General features: G+C 35.1%; 15 protein-coding genes. 4 read left to right on the forward strand and 11 right to left on the reverse strand.

What is annotated here, in order from left to right; genetic code table 11:
- Positions 1-4 precede the first annotated feature (4 nt).
- From relA to purR, 6 genes are all read right to left on the reverse strand, one after another.
- Positions 5-2,206 carry a GTP diphosphokinase gene (gene relA, locus A6B44_RS06870; RefSeq protein ID WP_090922832.1) on the reverse strand — a complete coding sequence of 734 codons (2,202 nt, stop codon included), beginning with the start codon at positions 2,204-2,206 and terminating at the stop codon, positions 5-7.
- Positions 2,207-2,296: 90 nt separating this feature from the next.
- On the reverse strand, positions 2,297-2,902 hold the full coding sequence (locus A6B44_RS06875; protein WP_090922830.1) for a UbiX family flavin prenyltransferase: 606 nt from the start codon (positions 2,900-2,902) through the stop codon (positions 2,297-2,299).
- Between the two features lie 6 nt (positions 2,903-2,908).
- Complete coding sequence (locus tag A6B44_RS06880) at positions 2,909-3,403, reverse strand: CvpA family protein (protein ID WP_090922828.1); 495 nt, start codon at positions 3,401-3,403, stop codon at positions 2,909-2,911.
- A gap of 122 nt (positions 3,404-3,525) precedes the next feature.
- Positions 3,526-3,987, reverse strand: coding sequence for a ribonuclease HI (rnhA, locus tag A6B44_RS06885; RefSeq protein ID WP_090922826.1), 462 nt, complete (start codon positions 3,985-3,987; stop codon positions 3,526-3,528).
- On the reverse strand, positions 3,988-4,629 hold the full coding sequence (locus A6B44_RS06890) for a DedA family protein (RefSeq protein ID WP_090922824.1): 642 nt from the start codon (positions 4,627-4,629) through the stop codon (positions 3,988-3,990).
- A gap of 12 nt (positions 4,630-4,641) precedes the next feature.
- Positions 4,642-5,655 (reverse strand): HTH-type transcriptional repressor PurR, encoded by a 1,014-nt coding sequence (gene purR, locus A6B44_RS06895; protein ID WP_090922821.1) that lies wholly within the window; start codon positions 5,653-5,655, stop codon positions 4,642-4,644.
- Positions 5,656-5,974: 319 nt separating this feature from the next.
- Between purR and A6B44_RS06900 the strand changes: the two genes are divergently transcribed.
- Together A6B44_RS06900 and mnmC are read left to right on the forward strand one after the other, a co-directional pair.
- Positions 5,975-6,313: a rhodanese-like domain-containing protein gene (locus A6B44_RS06900; RefSeq protein ID WP_218061364.1), complete on the forward strand. Its 339-nt coding sequence runs from the start codon at positions 5,975-5,977 to the stop codon at positions 6,311-6,313.
- A gap of 54 nt (positions 6,314-6,367) precedes the next feature.
- A complete protein-coding gene (gene mnmC / locus A6B44_RS06905) occupies positions 6,368-8,368 on the forward strand; it encodes a bifunctional tRNA (5-methylaminomethyl-2-thiouridine)(34)-methyltransferase MnmC2/FAD-dependent 5-carboxymethylaminomethyl-2-thiouridine(34) oxidoreductase MnmC1 (protein WP_090922818.1) in 2,001 nt (666 codons plus the stop codon).
- An 18-nt stretch (positions 8,369-8,386) separates the two neighbouring features.
- On the opposite strand, the gene proA is transcribed toward mnmC, so the two are convergent.
- The gene (gene proA, locus A6B44_RS06910; RefSeq protein ID WP_090922843.1) at positions 8,387-9,643 is read right to left on the reverse strand and encodes a glutamate-5-semialdehyde dehydrogenase; all 1,257 of its coding nucleotides are present in this window, start codon (positions 9,641-9,643) and stop codon (positions 8,387-8,389) included.
- 30 nt (positions 9,644-9,673) lie between these two features.
- A complete protein-coding gene (gene proB, locus A6B44_RS06915) occupies positions 9,674-10,813 on the reverse strand; it encodes a glutamate 5-kinase (RefSeq protein ID WP_246253101.1) in 1,140 nt (379 codons plus the stop codon).
- A gap of 165 nt (positions 10,814-10,978) precedes the next feature.
- Between proB and trhP the strand changes: the two genes are divergently transcribed.
- Both trhP and A6B44_RS06925 read left to right on the forward strand, forming a co-directional pair.
- The gene (trhP, locus tag A6B44_RS06920) at positions 10,979-12,367 is read left to right on the forward strand and encodes a prephenate-dependent tRNA uridine(34) hydroxylase TrhP (protein WP_090922816.1); all 1,389 of its coding nucleotides are present in this window, start codon (positions 10,979-10,981) and stop codon (positions 12,365-12,367) included.
- Positions 12,368-12,433: 66 nt separating this feature from the next.
- A complete protein-coding gene (locus A6B44_RS06925; protein WP_090922814.1) occupies positions 12,434-12,823 on the forward strand; it encodes a SufE family protein in 390 nt (129 codons plus the stop codon).
- Here the strand turns inward: A6B44_RS06925 and A6B44_RS06930 are convergent.
- The 3 genes from A6B44_RS06930 to mscK are packed head-to-tail and all read right to left on the reverse strand — an operon-like array spanning position 12,817 to position 17,553.
- Entirely contained in the window at positions 12,817-13,563 is a 747-nt protein-coding gene (locus A6B44_RS06930; protein ID WP_090922812.1) for a class I SAM-dependent methyltransferase, read from the reverse strand. The genes A6B44_RS06925 and A6B44_RS06930 overlap by 7 nt on opposite strands.
- Complete coding sequence (locus A6B44_RS06935) at positions 13,560-14,234, reverse strand: M15 family metallopeptidase (protein ID WP_090922810.1); 675 nt, start codon at positions 14,232-14,234, stop codon at positions 13,560-13,562. Before A6B44_RS06935 ends, A6B44_RS06930 begins: the two co-directional genes overlap by 4 nt.
- On the reverse strand, positions 14,227-17,553 hold the full coding sequence (gene mscK, locus A6B44_RS06940) for a mechanosensitive channel MscK (RefSeq protein WP_090922808.1): 3,327 nt from the start codon (positions 17,551-17,553) through the stop codon (positions 14,227-14,229). Before mscK ends, A6B44_RS06935 begins: the two co-directional genes overlap by 8 nt.
- Between the last annotated feature and the right edge of the window lie 4 nt (positions 17,554-17,557).

The raw sequence follows: 17,557 nt of genomic DNA on the forward strand, positions 1-17,557 counted from the left end.
TATGTTAACCTGCTAAGCGCTTTGCTTCGATTATTTCATCAAGTTGCTTAAGTCGGGCTAATAATTTAGTCAATAATTCTACATTAGTCAGCTCAATTTCAATGTTGATGGTTACTAAATTTGTTTTCACATCTGTTCGACTAGAAACACTTAATACTTTTACTTTCTCATTCGCCATTACACCACTTACATCTCGTAATAATCCATTACGATCATTCGCTAGGATTCGAATGGTCAAACCAAAACCACGAGCATCATTTGTTCCCCATTGCGCCTCAACAACACGTTCAGGATTAACACTTTTTAATTCAAACAATTGTTCACAATCTGATTTATGAATAGAAATACCTCGTCCTTGAGTAATATAACCCACTATCAAATCTCCTGGAATAGGTTGACAACAGCGTGCAACGGTATGCATTAAATTGCCAACGCCATCAATAATAATATCGCTACTTTTTGCTTTGGCAATATTGGACGCTTTATTAGCAACATTTTTAAGAATTGCCTCATTCTCTTGTTCTGCAGTTGGCTTAATTAATTTTGTTTGTAAATAATGGCTTAATTGAGTAAGGCGGATATCACCACTACCAATGGCAGCATAGAGATCTTCAATCTGTTTTAAGTTGTAACGAGGCAACGCATATTGCTCAATTTGTTTTTGAGTAAAATTAAACTTTGCCATTTCCGCTTCTAGCAGATCTTTTCCAATTGGAATATTCTTATCTCGATCCTGTTTTTTAAAGAACGCCACAATTTTGGCTCTCGCTCGAGCAGTATGAATAAAGCCAGAATTTGGATTTAACCAATCTCGACTTGGATTTGGTGTCTTTTGTGTAATAATTTCAACCTGATCCCCCATTTTCAGAATGTAGGTAAAAGGCACAATGCGTCCAGCAACTTTTGCACCAATGCAACGATGTCCTACTTCACTGTGTATCGCATAAGCAAAATCAAGCGGTGTTGCATTTTTAGGTAGATCAATAACCTCACCACGAGGTGTAAACACATAGACTCTGTCATCAAATACCTGACTACGCAATTCGCTGATCGTATCATTAGAATCTGCAATATCATTCTGCCAATCAAGTAGTTTACGTAGCCATACAATTTTATCTTCGTAGCCAGCTCTACCTGCTGCTGTACCTTCTTTATATTTCCAATGAGCGGCAACGCCTAACTCTGCATCATCATGCATTTGTTGCGTTCGAATTTGTACTTCTATTGGTTTATCACCTTCACCTAATACAACAGTATGTAATGATTGATAGCCATTCGGTTTTGGATTTGAAATATAATCATCAAAATGCTCTGCTAAATGTTGGTAGTTGGTATGTACAATTCCCAATGCGGTATAGCAATCTTCTAAAGTAGAAACAATAATTCGCACTGCTCTGACATCAAAAAGTTGTTCAAAAGAGAGATGCTTACGTTGCATTTTTTTCCAAATACTGTAAATATGTTTTGGACGTCCATAAATTTGGAAGTTTTCAAGCTCTTCCTCAAACAGGCTTTGGAGATCTGAAATAAAATCAGCAATATATTTTTCACGATCTAAACGTCTTTCGTTAAGATCCATTTTAGCCACTTGCTTATATTGGCTAGGATGTAATGATCTAAAACAATAGTCCTCTAATTCCCATTTTAACTGTCCAATCCCTAAACGATTGGCAAGAGGAGCATAAATTTGTGAACACTCTTTTGCGGCTAAAACAATGTCTTCTTCCGTTTGGGCTGTATCTCGTAAATAAGTAATACGCTCAGCCAGTTTAATAACCATACATCGAAAGTCTTTTACCATGGCTAATAACATACGACGGATATTATCAATTTGAATATCTGAGGAGTTACCTGCATTTAATTGGCGCAGATTATCCATTTCTAATACACCTTGAATAAGGTTCGTAATACCATCATTAAAATCATCTTTAACTTGGATTAAATCAATAATGCGATATTTAACTAAAGGAAATAAAAAGGCTGCAACAAGGCTTTCATCATCCATATTCAAGCTATGCAAGATTTCCACCATTTCAATGCCGAACCACATCAATGGATAATGTTCCACATCTAATTTTTCTTGAGAATAATTCCAAGCAATCTGAATTTCTTCAAAAGTCACTGGAGACATTTGCAAAGAAGCACCCCAGTTGGCTAATTCAAAATTACTTAAATCAAGTAAATGGGAGCGGCGAATCGCAACCATAAATCCTCCTGAAACTATATGACAAAATAAACAGTCAGTGTTCCTTAACTTTCATTTTACAGGAACATACTACTACCAAATATAATGTGATTACTCACTTCCCCAACGTGTAAATAATTCATCCCCAAGATAAATATCAAATTGATCAAGCAAACGATTAACACCTTGATCAACAATATCAGCAACCGTTTTAGGCTGATGATAAAATGCTGGCATTAATGGCACAATTTGCCCACCCATCTCTGTGACTTGAGTCATCAAACGTAAATGCCCTAAGTGTAATGGCGTCTCTCGTACACAAAGTACTAACGGTTTACGCTCTTTTAAAATAACGTCAGCAGCACGAGTAATCAAATCATCTGTATAGCTATTTGCCACCCCTGACAGGGTTTTCATCGAACAAGGTAAAATAATCATTCCTCTCGTTCGAAATGAACCTGATGAAATGGCAGCACCAATATCTCTAATATCATACACTTTATCTGCCAAAGCTTTAATTTCTGTTAGAGAATAATTGGTTTCTGCCGCAATAGTCTGCTTTGCTGCATTACTAATAATAAGATGTGTTTCAACTTCTGTTGATTTTAATACTTCTAACATACGAATAGCATAAATTGCACCACTCGCACCTGTTATAGCAATAACTAAACGCTCAGATAAGCGGTTAGATGTTATTAAGTTTTTACTATTTTTCATTCAATTTTATTTCAACAAACTTGAATTAGCTTGTAGCTGTTCAAAAAACCATTTTACAATAAAGCCAAAATGAGGAATCAATTGAGATTCTTTCCACCATTGTGTTTGATTCGCTTGAGTAAAACTATCTAAGAAGAAGAGCAAGGCCGCAATAATCAACACGCCTCGTAATCCGCCAAAAACAATACCTAAGACTCGATCTGTACCACTTAAGCCTGTTTTTTCTACTAACTTACCCAACAATGCGTTAACCACACTCATCACAATTAATGTTCCAATTAGTAAGGCTGTTGCGGCAATACCATTACGTAAATACTCAGATTGTTGTAGATAAATAGAATCTACTTGCATCAAATAAACACTTAAATAAGGATAAAAATAACTTGCTACAAAAAAAGCGAGTACCCAACCAGCAAGAGACATTACTTCTCTTATAAACCCTCGCCATAAACTAACAAGTGCCGAAAAAACAATAATTCCGATAATAATATAATCAATCATAGCTACCCTCATACTTTGAAAAATTTAAAATGTTAAGCTATATCCATTTTAAATTATTGATAGCGGTACGATGTTTATCAGAATTTGCAAAAATTTAACAAGATCTTACCGCTTATGTTTAGTTATCCAGCAACATATCCAATATCCTCTAAGGTTGGATTATTTGCTCCTTCTCTAGCTAGCTCATCACAAATTTCATTTTCACGATGACCCGAATGTCCTTTTACCCACTGCCAATCAATTTGATGAAATTTTATCTGCTGTTCCAAAGCTATCCATAAATCTTTATTCTTAACTGGTTGCTTCGCACTGGTTTTCCAATCATTTTTTTTCCAATTAAAAATCCATTTTTGAATCCCATTTTTCATATACTGACTGTCACTAAATAAAATGACTTGGCACGGTTCTTTTAATAAACTTAAAGCTTCAATGACTGCTCGCAATTCCATTCGATTATTGGTTGTTTGAAAATAACCTTTAGTCACTTTTTTTTCGTGTTGATTATAGCGTAACAAAACACCTATACCACCACTACCAGGATTACCTAAACAAGAACCATCAGTAAAAATCTCCACTCTTTTCATTTATTTTACCTTGTCACAGCTCTCTGTGCTATGCTTGATTTTTGCACTTTTCTTTTTACGTCTCTTATAAATTTTCCACGCCACAAATAAAATAACCGCCACTAAAATCACATAAACAACCGCCTGTCCTTTATGCATTTGAGCCTCAACCCAATCTAAATTTGAAGCACCAAAATTCCCTAAATAAACCCAAATAGGCACAGAAATAATAGCAGCACAAAAATCAACAAAAACAAACTGAAGATAATTTACTCGATTCGTGATCCCTGAAACAAGGTAAACAACGGCTCGTAATCCAGGTAAAAAGCGAGCGGTAAATAAAAGACGATTACCATATTTATCAAACATTTTCCTCACCGCAGACAAACGTCCACGACGAATTAATGGCTTAATAAATCGAAAACGTAAGATTTTCTTACCATAAATACGCCCTAGCCAGTACATTGTGCTATCACCTACTAGCACTCCAACCATACTCACGACTAACATCCAATGCACATTAGTGTAGCCCAAGCCAGAAATCACGCCTCCTGAAACCAAAGTGACATCTTCTGGAATAGGTAAACCAAATCCACAAGCCAGCAATACGAAAAATACCGCCCAATAACCATAACCACTAAAAAAATCAATTAAAAATTCCATTAAAAATCCTACCTAATTTTTATTTAAATTCTGTACTGAATCACGAACTACCAGTTCAGGTATAAATTCTAACATCTGTCGCTCGTGACTTGTTTCTTTTGAAGAAATTCGTTCTAACAATAACTCCAATACCCTATCTGAAAGTCGTGATTTCGATTGATGCATCGTTGTTAAAGGAGGTGCGTAAAAACGAGAATTGTGAATATTATCATAACCAATAATTGAAATATCCTGCGGAACAGATAATCCTCTAAGATTAATCGCTGAAATTGCCCCTAATGCCATTACATCGCTAAAACAAAACACTGCAGTTGGTAATTCTTCTAAATCAAGAATATTATTCATACATTCAAAACCACCTTCTGGTTCAAAATCCCCTTCTTGAATCCATCGTGGCTCAATTAATAAATTTGCTTCATCCATTGCCTTATTAAAACCTTGAAAACGATTTTTAGACACTGTTTTAAATAAATTTCCTGTTATTACCGCAATTTTTTTATGCCCATTCTGAATCAAATGCTGAGTCGCTAAATAACCACCTAAAAAACTGTTGTCTGCAATAAGATCACTACTATGATCCCTTACTCCCCAGTCCATTACTACCATAGGAATATTCGCTTTATTTAACAACGCAAGAGAATTTTCAGTATATTCACTACACATAACCAAAATACCATCAACACGTTTGGTCATCAACATATCCAAATGGTTTTGAATTTTTTCAGGATCATTTTGCGTATTACATAAAAAAAGTGAATAACCCATTTCGTAGCAATGACGTTCCATTGCTAAAATAATCTCTGCAAAAAAAGGCGATTCACTCGTTGTCACTATCATTCCGATAGATTTCGTCGTATTCACTTTTAGACTACGAGCAACCGCACTGGGAGAATAATTCAATTCAGAAATGGCATCCCAAACTAATTTAGTCGTTTTTTCAGCTACAAAGCGTGTGTTATTAATAACGTGAGAAACCGTTGTAGTTGATACTCCAGCTAATTTAGCTACATCTTTGATTGTCGCCATTCTCTTCTCCTACTAGATAAAACACTTAAAATTATGTCTATTATAACTGAGTTTTAAAAAATTTCTTAAATAAAATAATTCCTTTGATTGCAATTTCAAAAAATAGTTTTAAAATACATTTATTATTTTACTTTTTCGAGGAATTAATTATGGGAACTTTTGGTTATTCAATGCTTACAGTATGTGCATCTTTAGGTATGATCGTACTTTTTGCATATAATATTTTTTAGAATATAAAATTAGTGGTAAATCTTAAATAGAAACAACTGTTGATCCTGATATGAGAGAATTTGCAACAAACTAATAAAAAACACAAAAAATGAAGACAATGAAAACATTTTATTTGGCGGTGCTTTCCTTAATTATTTTGGGACTAACATTGCCTTCTGTTAGTGTTGCAAAAGAAAAAGCTGTGTGGATTGATGTGCGTACACAACAGGAGTGGGACAACGGACATCTCAAAAATGCTGTGTTAATTCCCTACAACGAAATCGCAGCAAAAATTCAGACAGTGGTTAAAGATCGGAAACAACTGATAAATTTGTATTGCCACTCTGGCAGACGGGCGGAAGTCGCTCGAAAAAAATTGGTACAAATGGGCTATACCAATGCTCGCAATCGTGGTAGATATGATCAACTTCGCCAAATAATGCCATAATATTATACTTACATCCTTTTTAGCGTATTTTTAATCTAATAAAAATTTATAAAAATGTCTAAACTTACTTTTGCCTCCATTTCATTTAATACTGATAACACACCTTTTTCAACACAATTTGATGATATTTATTTTTCCACCCAAGACGGACTTGCAGAAAGCATTTATGTCTTTCAAGAAGGTAATAAGCTATGGGAAAAATGGCTAAATCATTCACAATCAGCTTTTGTTATCGCAGAAACAGGATTTGGAACAGGATTAAACTTTTTTGCAGTAGCAGAAAGATTTCAGCAATTCAGACAACAAAACCCACAACATCAACTACAGCGTTTATACTTTATCTCCTTTGAAAAACATCCTTTAACTTCGCAACAATTAACGCAAGTTCATAGCAATTACCCACAATTTGCAAATTTTTCACAACATCTGACCGCTTGTTGGAATGTGTGGCAAACAGGTTGTCAGCGTTATCACTTTGACAATGTTTATCTTGATCTTTGGTTTGGCGATATTTTAGACAACCTGCCACAACTTGGTGATTTATATAATGAAAAAATTGATGTATGGTTTTTAGACGGTTTTGCTCCTGATAAAAACCCTCAAATGTGGTGTGAAGCTCTGTATCAACAAATGTTTCGTTTAACCAAAAACGGAGGTACTTTTGCGACTTTTACTGCTGCAAGTATTGTACGTAAAGGGTTACAAGCAGTTGGATTTGATGTGAAAAAACGCAAAGGTTTTGGTAAAAAGCGTGAAATGTTATGGGGTGAAAAACCACAACAAAGTGAAAAATTAGCCATTAAAGTGCCTTATTATTATCAACAGCCACAAGAAAAAACAGAAGATATTGCGATTGTCGGTGGGGGAATTGCGAGTCTCTTTTTAAGTTTATCCTTATTAGAAAAAGGCAAAAAAGTCACATTATACTGTAAAGATAATGCCCTAGCTCAAAATGCTTCGGGTAATCTTCAGGGAGCGATTTATCCTCAACTTAGTGATGACGATGAACGGAATATTCGTTTTTATGTGCATAGTTTTGACTATGCGTTGCAACGTATTCAACAGTTAGAGCCACAAATTGATTTTGAACATAGTCTAAGTGGTGTAGCGATTTATGGCTACAATCAGAAAAATCAGGATAAATTGCAAAAACTGGCAGATCTTAATTATGATCATTCACTCTTTCATCTATGTAATGCAAAACAATTAAGTGAAAAAATTGGCTTACCAGTAACAAAAGGCGGGGGCTTTATTCCACGTGCGGGCTGGCTATCCCCGATTCAATTTGTACAAAACAGTTTTGCTTATTTAGAGAAAAAAGGCTTGAAAATCGTGCTAAATCACGAAGTCACCAATCCTGTTTTTCAAGATAATCTATGGCAATGGCAACATAATGGTGAAACCTTTGCTCATCAAACTTTAGTATTAGCTAACGGACACACATTAAAAGATTTTGAACAAACACAAGGTATTCCACTTTATGCAGTGCGTGGACAAGTCAGTCAATTTCCAACAACCCCTGAGTTACAAAAATTAAAAACCGTTTTATGTTACGATGGTTATTTAACCCCTGTTTCAGCACAAGGAACGCACTGTATTGGAGCAAGCCACGTACGAGATAATACGGATACTCATTTTAGTTTGGAAGAACATCAACAAAATATTGCAAAATTACAAAAAAATGTCACCGCTTGTGATTGGAATAAAGAGATCGACCACTCTCAAAACCTTGCCAGAATAGGAGTGAGAGCGACATTAAGAGATCGTATTCCAATGGTGGGATCAGTAGGTAATTTAGACAAACAACGAGAACAATATAATAATTTATTCAACCTTCGTCGTCGTAGAAAACCGATCGGAACAGCGATCGTTTATCCACAACTTTATACTATTGTTGGTTTAGGATCACGTGGCTTAACCACTGCTCCACTGCTTGGTGAACTGCTTGCTAGCCAAATTTGTAATGAGCCGATCCCATTAAGTGAAGATTTATGGCATGTCTTAAATCCTAATCGAGTATGGTTAAGAAAGCAGTTAAAAGGCACGCCAGTATAAAACCCCGCTTTTTTAAGATTATTGTCGGCTCACATAGTCACTCGAACACACCCATTTGTAAGTGGTCAGTGCATCTAATCCCATAGGACCTCGAGCGTGGAGTTTCTGAGTGCTAACAGCAACTTCTGCACCAAGTCCAAACTGAGCACCATCGGTAAAGCGAGTGCTGGTATTAATATATACCGCAGCTGAGTCTACTTGACGAACAAATAACTCTGCAAGTTGTGGATTTTGAGTCAAAATACCATCAGAGTGCTGACTGCCATATTCACGAATATGAGCCACTGCTTGGTCTAAATTATCAACTACAACAATATTCAAATCAGTCGACAGCCATTCTTGACGAAGTGCTTGTTCTGTCACGGGTTGCACATCAAACCCTGCGTTATCTAATATTTGATAAGCGGTAGGATCACAATGAAATTTTGCAAATTTTTGTTGTAATGATACCGCTAGTTTAGGTAAAAACTGTTTTGCAATAGAGCGTTGTACTAACAAAGTTTCTAAAGTATTACACGTACTTGGACGTTGCGTTTTAGCATTAACGATCACTAGAATGGATTTTTCTAAATCCGCTGTTTCTTCTACAAAAAGATGACAAACTCCGATCCCTCCAATAATAACTGGGATAGTAGAATGTTGTTTACATAATTCTTGTAATCTTGCCCCACCACGAGGAATGATCATATCTACGTATTGATCCAGTTTTAGCAAATCCATCACTAATTGACGATCCGTATCAGTAATCGCCTGAACAGCATCTATGGGTAATCCTGCTTGCTGCAAGGCTGATTGGATAACATCTACCAATATTTTATTGGAATACTGAGTTTCACTCCCTCCTCGCAAAATAACCGCATTACCTGTTTTTAAACAAAGGGTTGCCACATCAACGGTGACATTAGGACGAGCCTCATAAATTGTGCCAATCACCCCTAAAGGAACACAAACTCGTTTAATCTCTAAACCACTATCTAAACGTCCACCATCCAAAATTTTGCCAACAGGATCCGCCAATCCAATAATATGACGAACATCATTCGCTATACTTTGAATACGATCTTCTGTTAATAATAAACGATCAATTAATGCATCACTCAGCCCGTTTTGCTGTGCATTTTTAATATCTTTCGCATTTTCAATAAGAATAGAAGCGGTACGATCTTGTAAACTTTTTGCAATAATTTCAAGGGCGTTATTTTTTTGTTGCTGTGACAATTGTGCAAGGATAAAAGCCGCTTGTTTCGCTTTTTTACCCATTTCGTTGAGTTTCATCATCTTATTTTCCTTTTTAAGGCTTATTTATTATAGTAACACCATATCATTACTATGAATGGCAACACTGCCATATTGATAACCTAAAATAGTTTCAATATATTGCGATTGCTTTCCTCTAATTAATTCTAACGCTTCACTGTTATAACGCACCATTCCCCTTGCAATAGCTTGATTATCACTGTTTTTAATTAAAATTACCTCTCCTCGAGAAAAACGCCCTTCTACTGCTACAATACCTGCTGGAAGCATTGATTTATGTTGTTTTAGTGCAACTTCCGCCCCTTTATCAATCAATAAAGATCCTACTGTTGGTGCTGCAAATAACCACTGTTTACGGCTTTCTAGTAGATTCGTTGCAACCGTAAATTTTGTACCAATATCCATTCCATTAGCCAGATCATAAATCACATTGTTACGGCTTCCTGAAGCAATAATGGTTTCAATACCTGAACGAGTGGCAATATCCGCTGCCGTAATTTTAGTACTCATTCCTCCTGTTCCTAAACCAGAGACACTGTCCCCTGCGATCCCTTTAATTTCATCAGTAATTTCACTGACGACAGAGAGTAATTTTGCATTAGGATTAGATCGAGGATCACTATCAAATAAACCTTGTTGATCCGTTAATAAATAGAGTTGATCCGCCTGAGCAATAATGGCAGTAAGTGCAGATAAATTATCATTATCCCCCACTTTTATTTCTGCCGTTGCCACAGCATCATTTTCATTAATAATAGGGATAATCTGATTATCTAACATTACATTTAAAACATCTCGAGCATTTAAAAAACGCTCTCGATCCTCTACATCAGCACGACTTAACAATACTTGTCCAATTTTAATATTATAAATATCAAAGAGTTGCTCCCACGTTTGAATTAACTGACTTTGCCCGACTGCCGCCAATAGCTGTTTAGATGCAATAGTAGGTGGAAGTTTGGGATTACTTAAATAATCTCGTCCAGCAGCTATCGCTCCCGAAGTCACTATCACTATTCTAAAACCTTGTTTCTGTAACTCAGTACATTGACGTACAATTTCCAGTATTTGTGGACGATGTAAAGTGAGAGTTCCTTGCGTCAAAACACTTGTTCCAAACTTCAAGACAATGGTTTTCTGTAAATCCTTTTTAAGCGGCATATTTTTGGTAAAAGTTGTGTTATTCATTCGATTTCTTTTGATATTAATGTATTAATCAGATAAAGATACTAAAAGTTGCCACTTAAATCCAGTAATCCCTTGCGATAAAGTAAAAATTACTGGAAAATGTAGCGTTTTAACGCTTCCTCCCTTGTGAGGAAGTACTGACTTGTTATCAGAGAGAATTACCTTATGTTACAAAAAGAGTTAAATAATAAACCAGAGCTACTTTCACCAGCTGGTTCATTAAAAAATATGCGTTACGCTTTTGCCTATGGAGCAGATGCCGTTTATGCAGGACAACCTCGTTATAGCCTACGAGTACGTAATAATGATTTTAATCACGCCAATCTACAAATTGGCATTGATGAAGCACACGCTTTAGGCAAAAAGTTTTATGTGGTTGTGAATATTGCACCTCATAACTCTAAATTAAAAACCTTTGTCCGTGATTTGAAAAAAGTTGTCGATATGAAGCCTGATGCGTTGATTATGTCCGATCCAGGGTTAATTATGCTAGTACGTGAGAACTTTCCTGATATAGATGTACACCTTTCCGTACAAGCAAATGCAGTAAATTGGGCGACCGTTAAGTTTTGGAAACAAATGGGACTCACTCGTGTGATCCTTTCTCGAGAACTTTCTATTGATGAAATAGCGGAGATCCGTAGAGAAGTTCCTGAAATGGAAATTGAAATATTTGTGCACGGTGCGTTGTGTATGGCATATTCAGGACGTTGTTTACTCTCAGGCTATATCAATAAACGAGATCCAAATCAAGGAACTTGCACTAACGCCTGCCGTTGGGAATATTCTGTAGAAGAAGGTAAAGAAGACGATACAGGTAATATTGTTTCTAATAAACCAGAGAAAATTGAAATTAAAAATGTTGCTCCTACTTTAGGTGAAGGAAAACCTACAGATAAAGTCTATTTATTAGCCGAGTCTAATCGCCCAGAAGAGCAAATGAGTGCATTCGAAGATGAACACGGTACTTACATTATGAATTCCAAAGATTTACGTGCCATTCAACACGTAGAACAGTTATCTAAAATTGGCGTACATTCCCTAAAAATTGAAGGACGAACCAAATCATTCTATTACTGCGCAAGAACAGCACAAGTTTATCGCAAGGCAATTGATGATGCAGCAGAAGGAAAACCTTTTGATGAATCATTAATGACAACGTTAGAATCCTTAGCACATCGAGGCTATACCGAAGGATTTTTACGTCGCCATACTCACGATGAATATCAAAATTATGACTATGGTTACTCCATTTCAGATCAGCAACAATTTGTGGGTGAATTTACTGGTAAACGTAACGATCAAGGAATGGCGGAAGTTGCTGTTAAAAACAAATTTTTAGTGGGTGATAATGTTGAATTAATGACTCCTAAAGGAAATATTGTTTTTAAAATTGAACGCATACTCAATCGTAAAAATGAAGAAGTGGAATCAGGAAAAGGTGATGGACATTTTGTGTTTTTAGATGTCCCAGCGGATATTGAATTAAATTATGCTTTGTTAATGCGTAATTTAGAAGGTGCAAATAACACTCGAAACCCACATAAAAATTAGTCATCTTGTAGAGATAAGTATTTTCTTATCTCTACATTATATATCAACGATTTTATGGAATACTCAATGACATTAGCAGAAATTTATACTCAGTTTGAAAATTGCAAAATATGGGAACAAAGATACCGCTTATTAATTCAACTTAGCCGTAAACTACCTCAATTAAGTGATGATGAACGATCAAATATACCTGAAATTTACGGTTGCGAAAGTCGTCTCTGGTTTGCTTTTCAAATTGAACCTAGAGAAATAAAAGCCTATAGTGATGCTCGTTTAATGCAAGGATTATTGATGATTGTGAGTATTGCGCTGTCTGAGAAATCAGCTGATGAATTGTTACACTTTGATATTCAACATCTTTTCGATGATCTTAAAATCACCAAACATTTAACTAGCACTCGTTTAAACGGTCTACAACAAATTAATCAGATTGTAAAAAACACCCTGACTCAATAAGTTAAGTAAATATCAAAACGATGATTTTTGGTTGTTTGGCTAAAATCAGGCTTTTGATCCGCTATAAAAGGAGCATAATCAGGTCGTTTTACTACAACACGTTTTTTAGCCAGTTTTTTTGCTATCTCAAAAAAGTAATCTGTATCTAAGTCTTCTCCTATAAGGTGTTGGAAAACACGCATTTCTTTTTTAACTAATGCTTTTTTGGGTTTATGCGGATACATTGGATCAAGATAAACAACATCTGCTCCATCTGTCTCAGGATTTAATTCAGCAATAGAACGAATAGTAAGAAGTTGCATTTTTTGTTGCATAAATTCGCCAATTTCAGGATCACAATAAGCTCGTTGTAAACCATCTTCAAGCAATGCAGATACAATTGGATTACGCTCCACCAAACGTACTTGACAACCAATGCAAGCTAACACAAAAGCATCTCTTCCAAGACCTGCAGTCGCATCTATTACTGTTGGTAAAACGCCTTTCTTAATACCAACAGCTTTGGCCACCGCTTCTCCTCGCCCTCCGCCAAATTTTCGACGATGTGCTAATGTTCCTGTGACAAAATCAACACTAACTGCACCTAATTTAGGTTCATCTAGCTTACGTAGTTCAAGTTGTTTGTCTGTTTTAACTAACGCTAAAATTGACGAAATGTCGTGAATAAGCTGCCATTTGTCGCAAAAATCTTGAAATTGTTGTTTATCTTCAGTTTCACAAATAAGTTGAATATGACTCATAAAATATAATCTTTAAAGAGTAGTTCTATATTTTGGATTAAGGTATTTTTACCTGCAATATCTTCACCTTGCCACGCTAATTTTAATATTTCAGGGGTGAGTTGCCGTTGATATTGTTCACTTAATGGACGATAACTCATATGCCAAGGTTCAACGCCAATTTGTTTTTGTGACGGAGAAAAAGGTAAATAAAAATCAAATGTAGCGGTATGATCTTGTAAAAAATTTGCAAATTCTGCAAAGTATCCACCCGCTTGATATTCCCAAGGTTCAAGTTGTAGTCGTTGATTCGGTGGTAATAAATCAGGATCAAACACATCTATCTCTGTTCCCCAATGATGACGGCTTGCCCCTGCTACAGCAGACCATCGCAAAATAGCCTGACATTTTTGCCATTCATTCATCTGAGATAAATCAAGTTTTTCACCACTATCATTATGTACTTTACGAGTTCCATTAAATTTTGCATTCCAAATCAGCTTTTGGCGTTCAAAATCTCGAAAAGTACTTGCTGGTTGTAAGTTAAAACCCGCTTTTTTAGCGTGTTTTTGTAAACCCAAATAAGCCGTCATCACCTGCTTTTGTAACAGGTGATGTGATGAAAGAGAATCAGGCAGGGAAACCAAATGACAGTGAGTTTTCCCTGTTAATAAGTTAATTAAATTAACCATTTTGTGCTGTAACCATCCCTTTAACCAGATCTTCTGGTTGAACAGTACTTTGCTGTGGATTTTTAATAAATAAATCAAGCTGGTTGAATGCAATTTCAATGCCATTTTCTGCAAAAAGTTGATCTATTTTACGATTAAGAGCATCAGTAGTACTATTTCTATCTCCTAACTCTCCCACATAAACACGTAATTCATGATCAAGTGTACTTGCACCAAAAGTAAGGAAGTACACAACAGGAGCAGGATCTTTCAATACCGTTTTCGTTTCTTCTGCTGCTTGTAGTAATAATTTTCTAGTCAACTCTAAATCAGAACCGTAAGCGACTCCAACACTAATAATAATACGAGTGGTAGTACTAGATAGCGCCCAGTTAGTTAAACGCTCTGTTACAAAGTTTTTGTTTGGTACAATCACTTCTTTACCATCAAAATCCATTAAAGTTGTGGCTCGAATACGAATACGAGACACTGTACCTGAAAACTCACCAACAGTAATTACATCACCAATTCGCACTGGACGTTCAAATAAAATAATAATACCTGAAATAAAGTTTGCAAAAATCTCTTGTAAACCAAATCCTAAACCTACGGACAGTGCCGCAAATAACCATTGTAATTTTACCCATGACATTCCTAATGAAGAGAATGCCCAAGCAGAACCAATCGCTACAATAATGTAAGTAAGTAAAGTGGTGATGGTATAAGGCGTACCTTGTGATAATGTAATCCGTGAGAAAATAAATACCTCAAGAATACTGCGAATATTGCGCACTAAAATATAGGTAACAACTAATATAACCAATGCTATCAATAAGTTAAATAAAGTTATAGTTTCTGTTGTTGTTCCTGCATCTGTCACAACCGAGCTTTGCCACAGTGAGATATTATGTAAATAATTTGCTGAAACAATAAATTCAGACCATATATTATAAAGTAAACTAAAAACGGTCACCCATAATACGATATTAGTAATATGAATAATTTGAGATTTTAGGATTCCTATTTTAATACTTTCACTCTGCTGAGAAATCACCACAATATCATCAGCCACACTGGTTGTTTGCTCCGTTGTTTGATTACGACGCTTTTCTTGTAAACGATGATAAGCTAAACGACGTGAAGAGACCTGAATTGCACGATAAATGGTATAGCGAATCAGTAACCATAAAATGATAATAATATAAGAGTCAATAATCAAAGAGATTAATTTAAGGGAGGTAAAATAATAACCCAACCCAATTAAAATAATTAATCCGACAGGTATTAATTGAATTAAAAACCGAATAATAGTGAACAGAGCATTTTTCGTACTGTCTAGTTTATTATCTTGACTATAAGCATTAAGTGCTTTTTTGAAGTTAGGCGCCAAAATAAGAATACAAAAAATCAGTGCCAAAATACTCGTTATCTGACCGATAACATCATCGCTAATACCATTTTCTGTGACATTAGTAAAAATAGAAATATTCAGTAAAATCGCAATAATAATGGTACTTCTTTGAATAAATTTTTTGAAAATTTGACAGCTTTTTTCTGATATATCAAAGTGCTTACTCGCCATTCCACGTTGTTTAAACAATGAAATAATAAAGCTGAATAGCCATAAGTATCCCGCCATTCTAAACGCCCATAGCCAAACTTCATCAGGAGAGTAAAAGAAAAAGTAACCTATAAGTAGAAATATAACCAAAAAGACGATTATTTTTGGCAAAACTAAAATGGCATTATACAAAAATGCGATTGGGGTATACCATTGACGGTCTGAATTTAAAGAATTTAGTTTTCCATTAATTAATTCCAAATGACGTTGGATTCTTAACTTAAAATGGCGAATAATAAATGCGACAAAAATAAGTCCCGCCAAGAGACTGATAAACAAAGTTAAATACTCATCATTGTTAGCTAAATTAAACTTTTTAATAATCTCTTGGAGCTGGTATGTTAGTGATTGTGGCAATGATTTTAACCATTTCAAACTCATTGGAGAATTACTTTTCACCCAGAAGCTTTGCTGTGCTAATTCACTCTCAATTTGTTGACTGATTTCCGATACTTGCTTTTGTGTTAATTCTAAATTAATCGCTAAATTTAACTGATTATTCAGTCCCGTTAAAATATCAGATAATACCTTACGGCGCTCAGCTAAAATTTTATTTAATTGCTGATTTTCATCACTCGTAAATGACGTTTTATTGATCTGTTGCAGTTCTTCAATATATTGATAAGGAGTATAAAGCTCATTCCGCTTTTGTGTAATATCAAAAATATTGACTCGCAGATCTGAAATTTTTTCAAATAACCCTTTTACTCCACTATTAATCGGTAATTTTTGCTTTTGTTTTTGAATAATTCGAGATAAAACTAATGTCCCTTCCAAAGCACTAATTTGCTCTTTCAGTGTCCGTTGTGTCTGAGTTAAATTATCTAACATATTACGTAAACGTAACTCATTCTGCGAAAGTGTATTGGTCTCTTTTGTCTGCATCAAAAGTTGTTTACTCAGTTGAGTATTAATATCAAGTTCTGCCTGAATGACTTTGTTATGCTCAGAATTAAGCTGTTGATTTTTAGCTTGAGCCTGTTCAAACTGCGCCTGAGATTGTTGTAATCGTTTATGATTAATATTGCTTTGAATCTCTGTAATTGTATTTTGTAATTGTTTTTCTTTTAATTGTAATAAATTATACTGAGTCTGATAGAACAAGGTAATCTGATCATTATTCTTTAGTAACTCTTTATTATAATTATTTTGCAAATTGAGTAACTCAAGTTCTATATGATATTGAGTAGATAAAACGCTACTAAGACTATTGTCTAACAACAAAGTATTGAGCTCTTTAGTTCGTTCATTATTTTTAGTTAGAATAGTTTGCGTATTTGCGGAAAGTGTATTCTGTTTGACTAAATGAGAGTTTGCATCATTCAGCTCTTCTTGTAATTTTTTAAGTGTTTCTGCTCTCTCTTCCAACTGGGACTGTAATTCATCAATAGTTGCATTTTCATCAAATGCTTTTTTATTATTCAATGATTTTTGTAACTGGGCTAACTCTGTTTGACCTTGCTGAATTTTCGTATCAATATTTGCTAATAAATGTTGTAATTTTTGATTTTTATCCGTTTGCTGTTCCACTTCAGAGAGTAACTCAAGGGACTTTTCTAAGTTTTTAATCGACTCAACTGAACTCGGATCATCAGACTTACTCTTTTTAGCTTTTGTAAGTTGAGTTTTTAACTCAGCTTGTGTGGGCAGAGCTACTGCATAACTATTTGAAAAGGTAAAAAAACCTAAAAAAAGGAGGGTAAAAAAGTATTTTTTCATCGTG

It is taken from the genome of Pasteurella skyensis (assembly GCF_013377295.1).
GTDB lineage: Bacteria > Pseudomonadota > Gammaproteobacteria > Enterobacterales > Pasteurellaceae > Phocoenobacter > Phocoenobacter skyensis.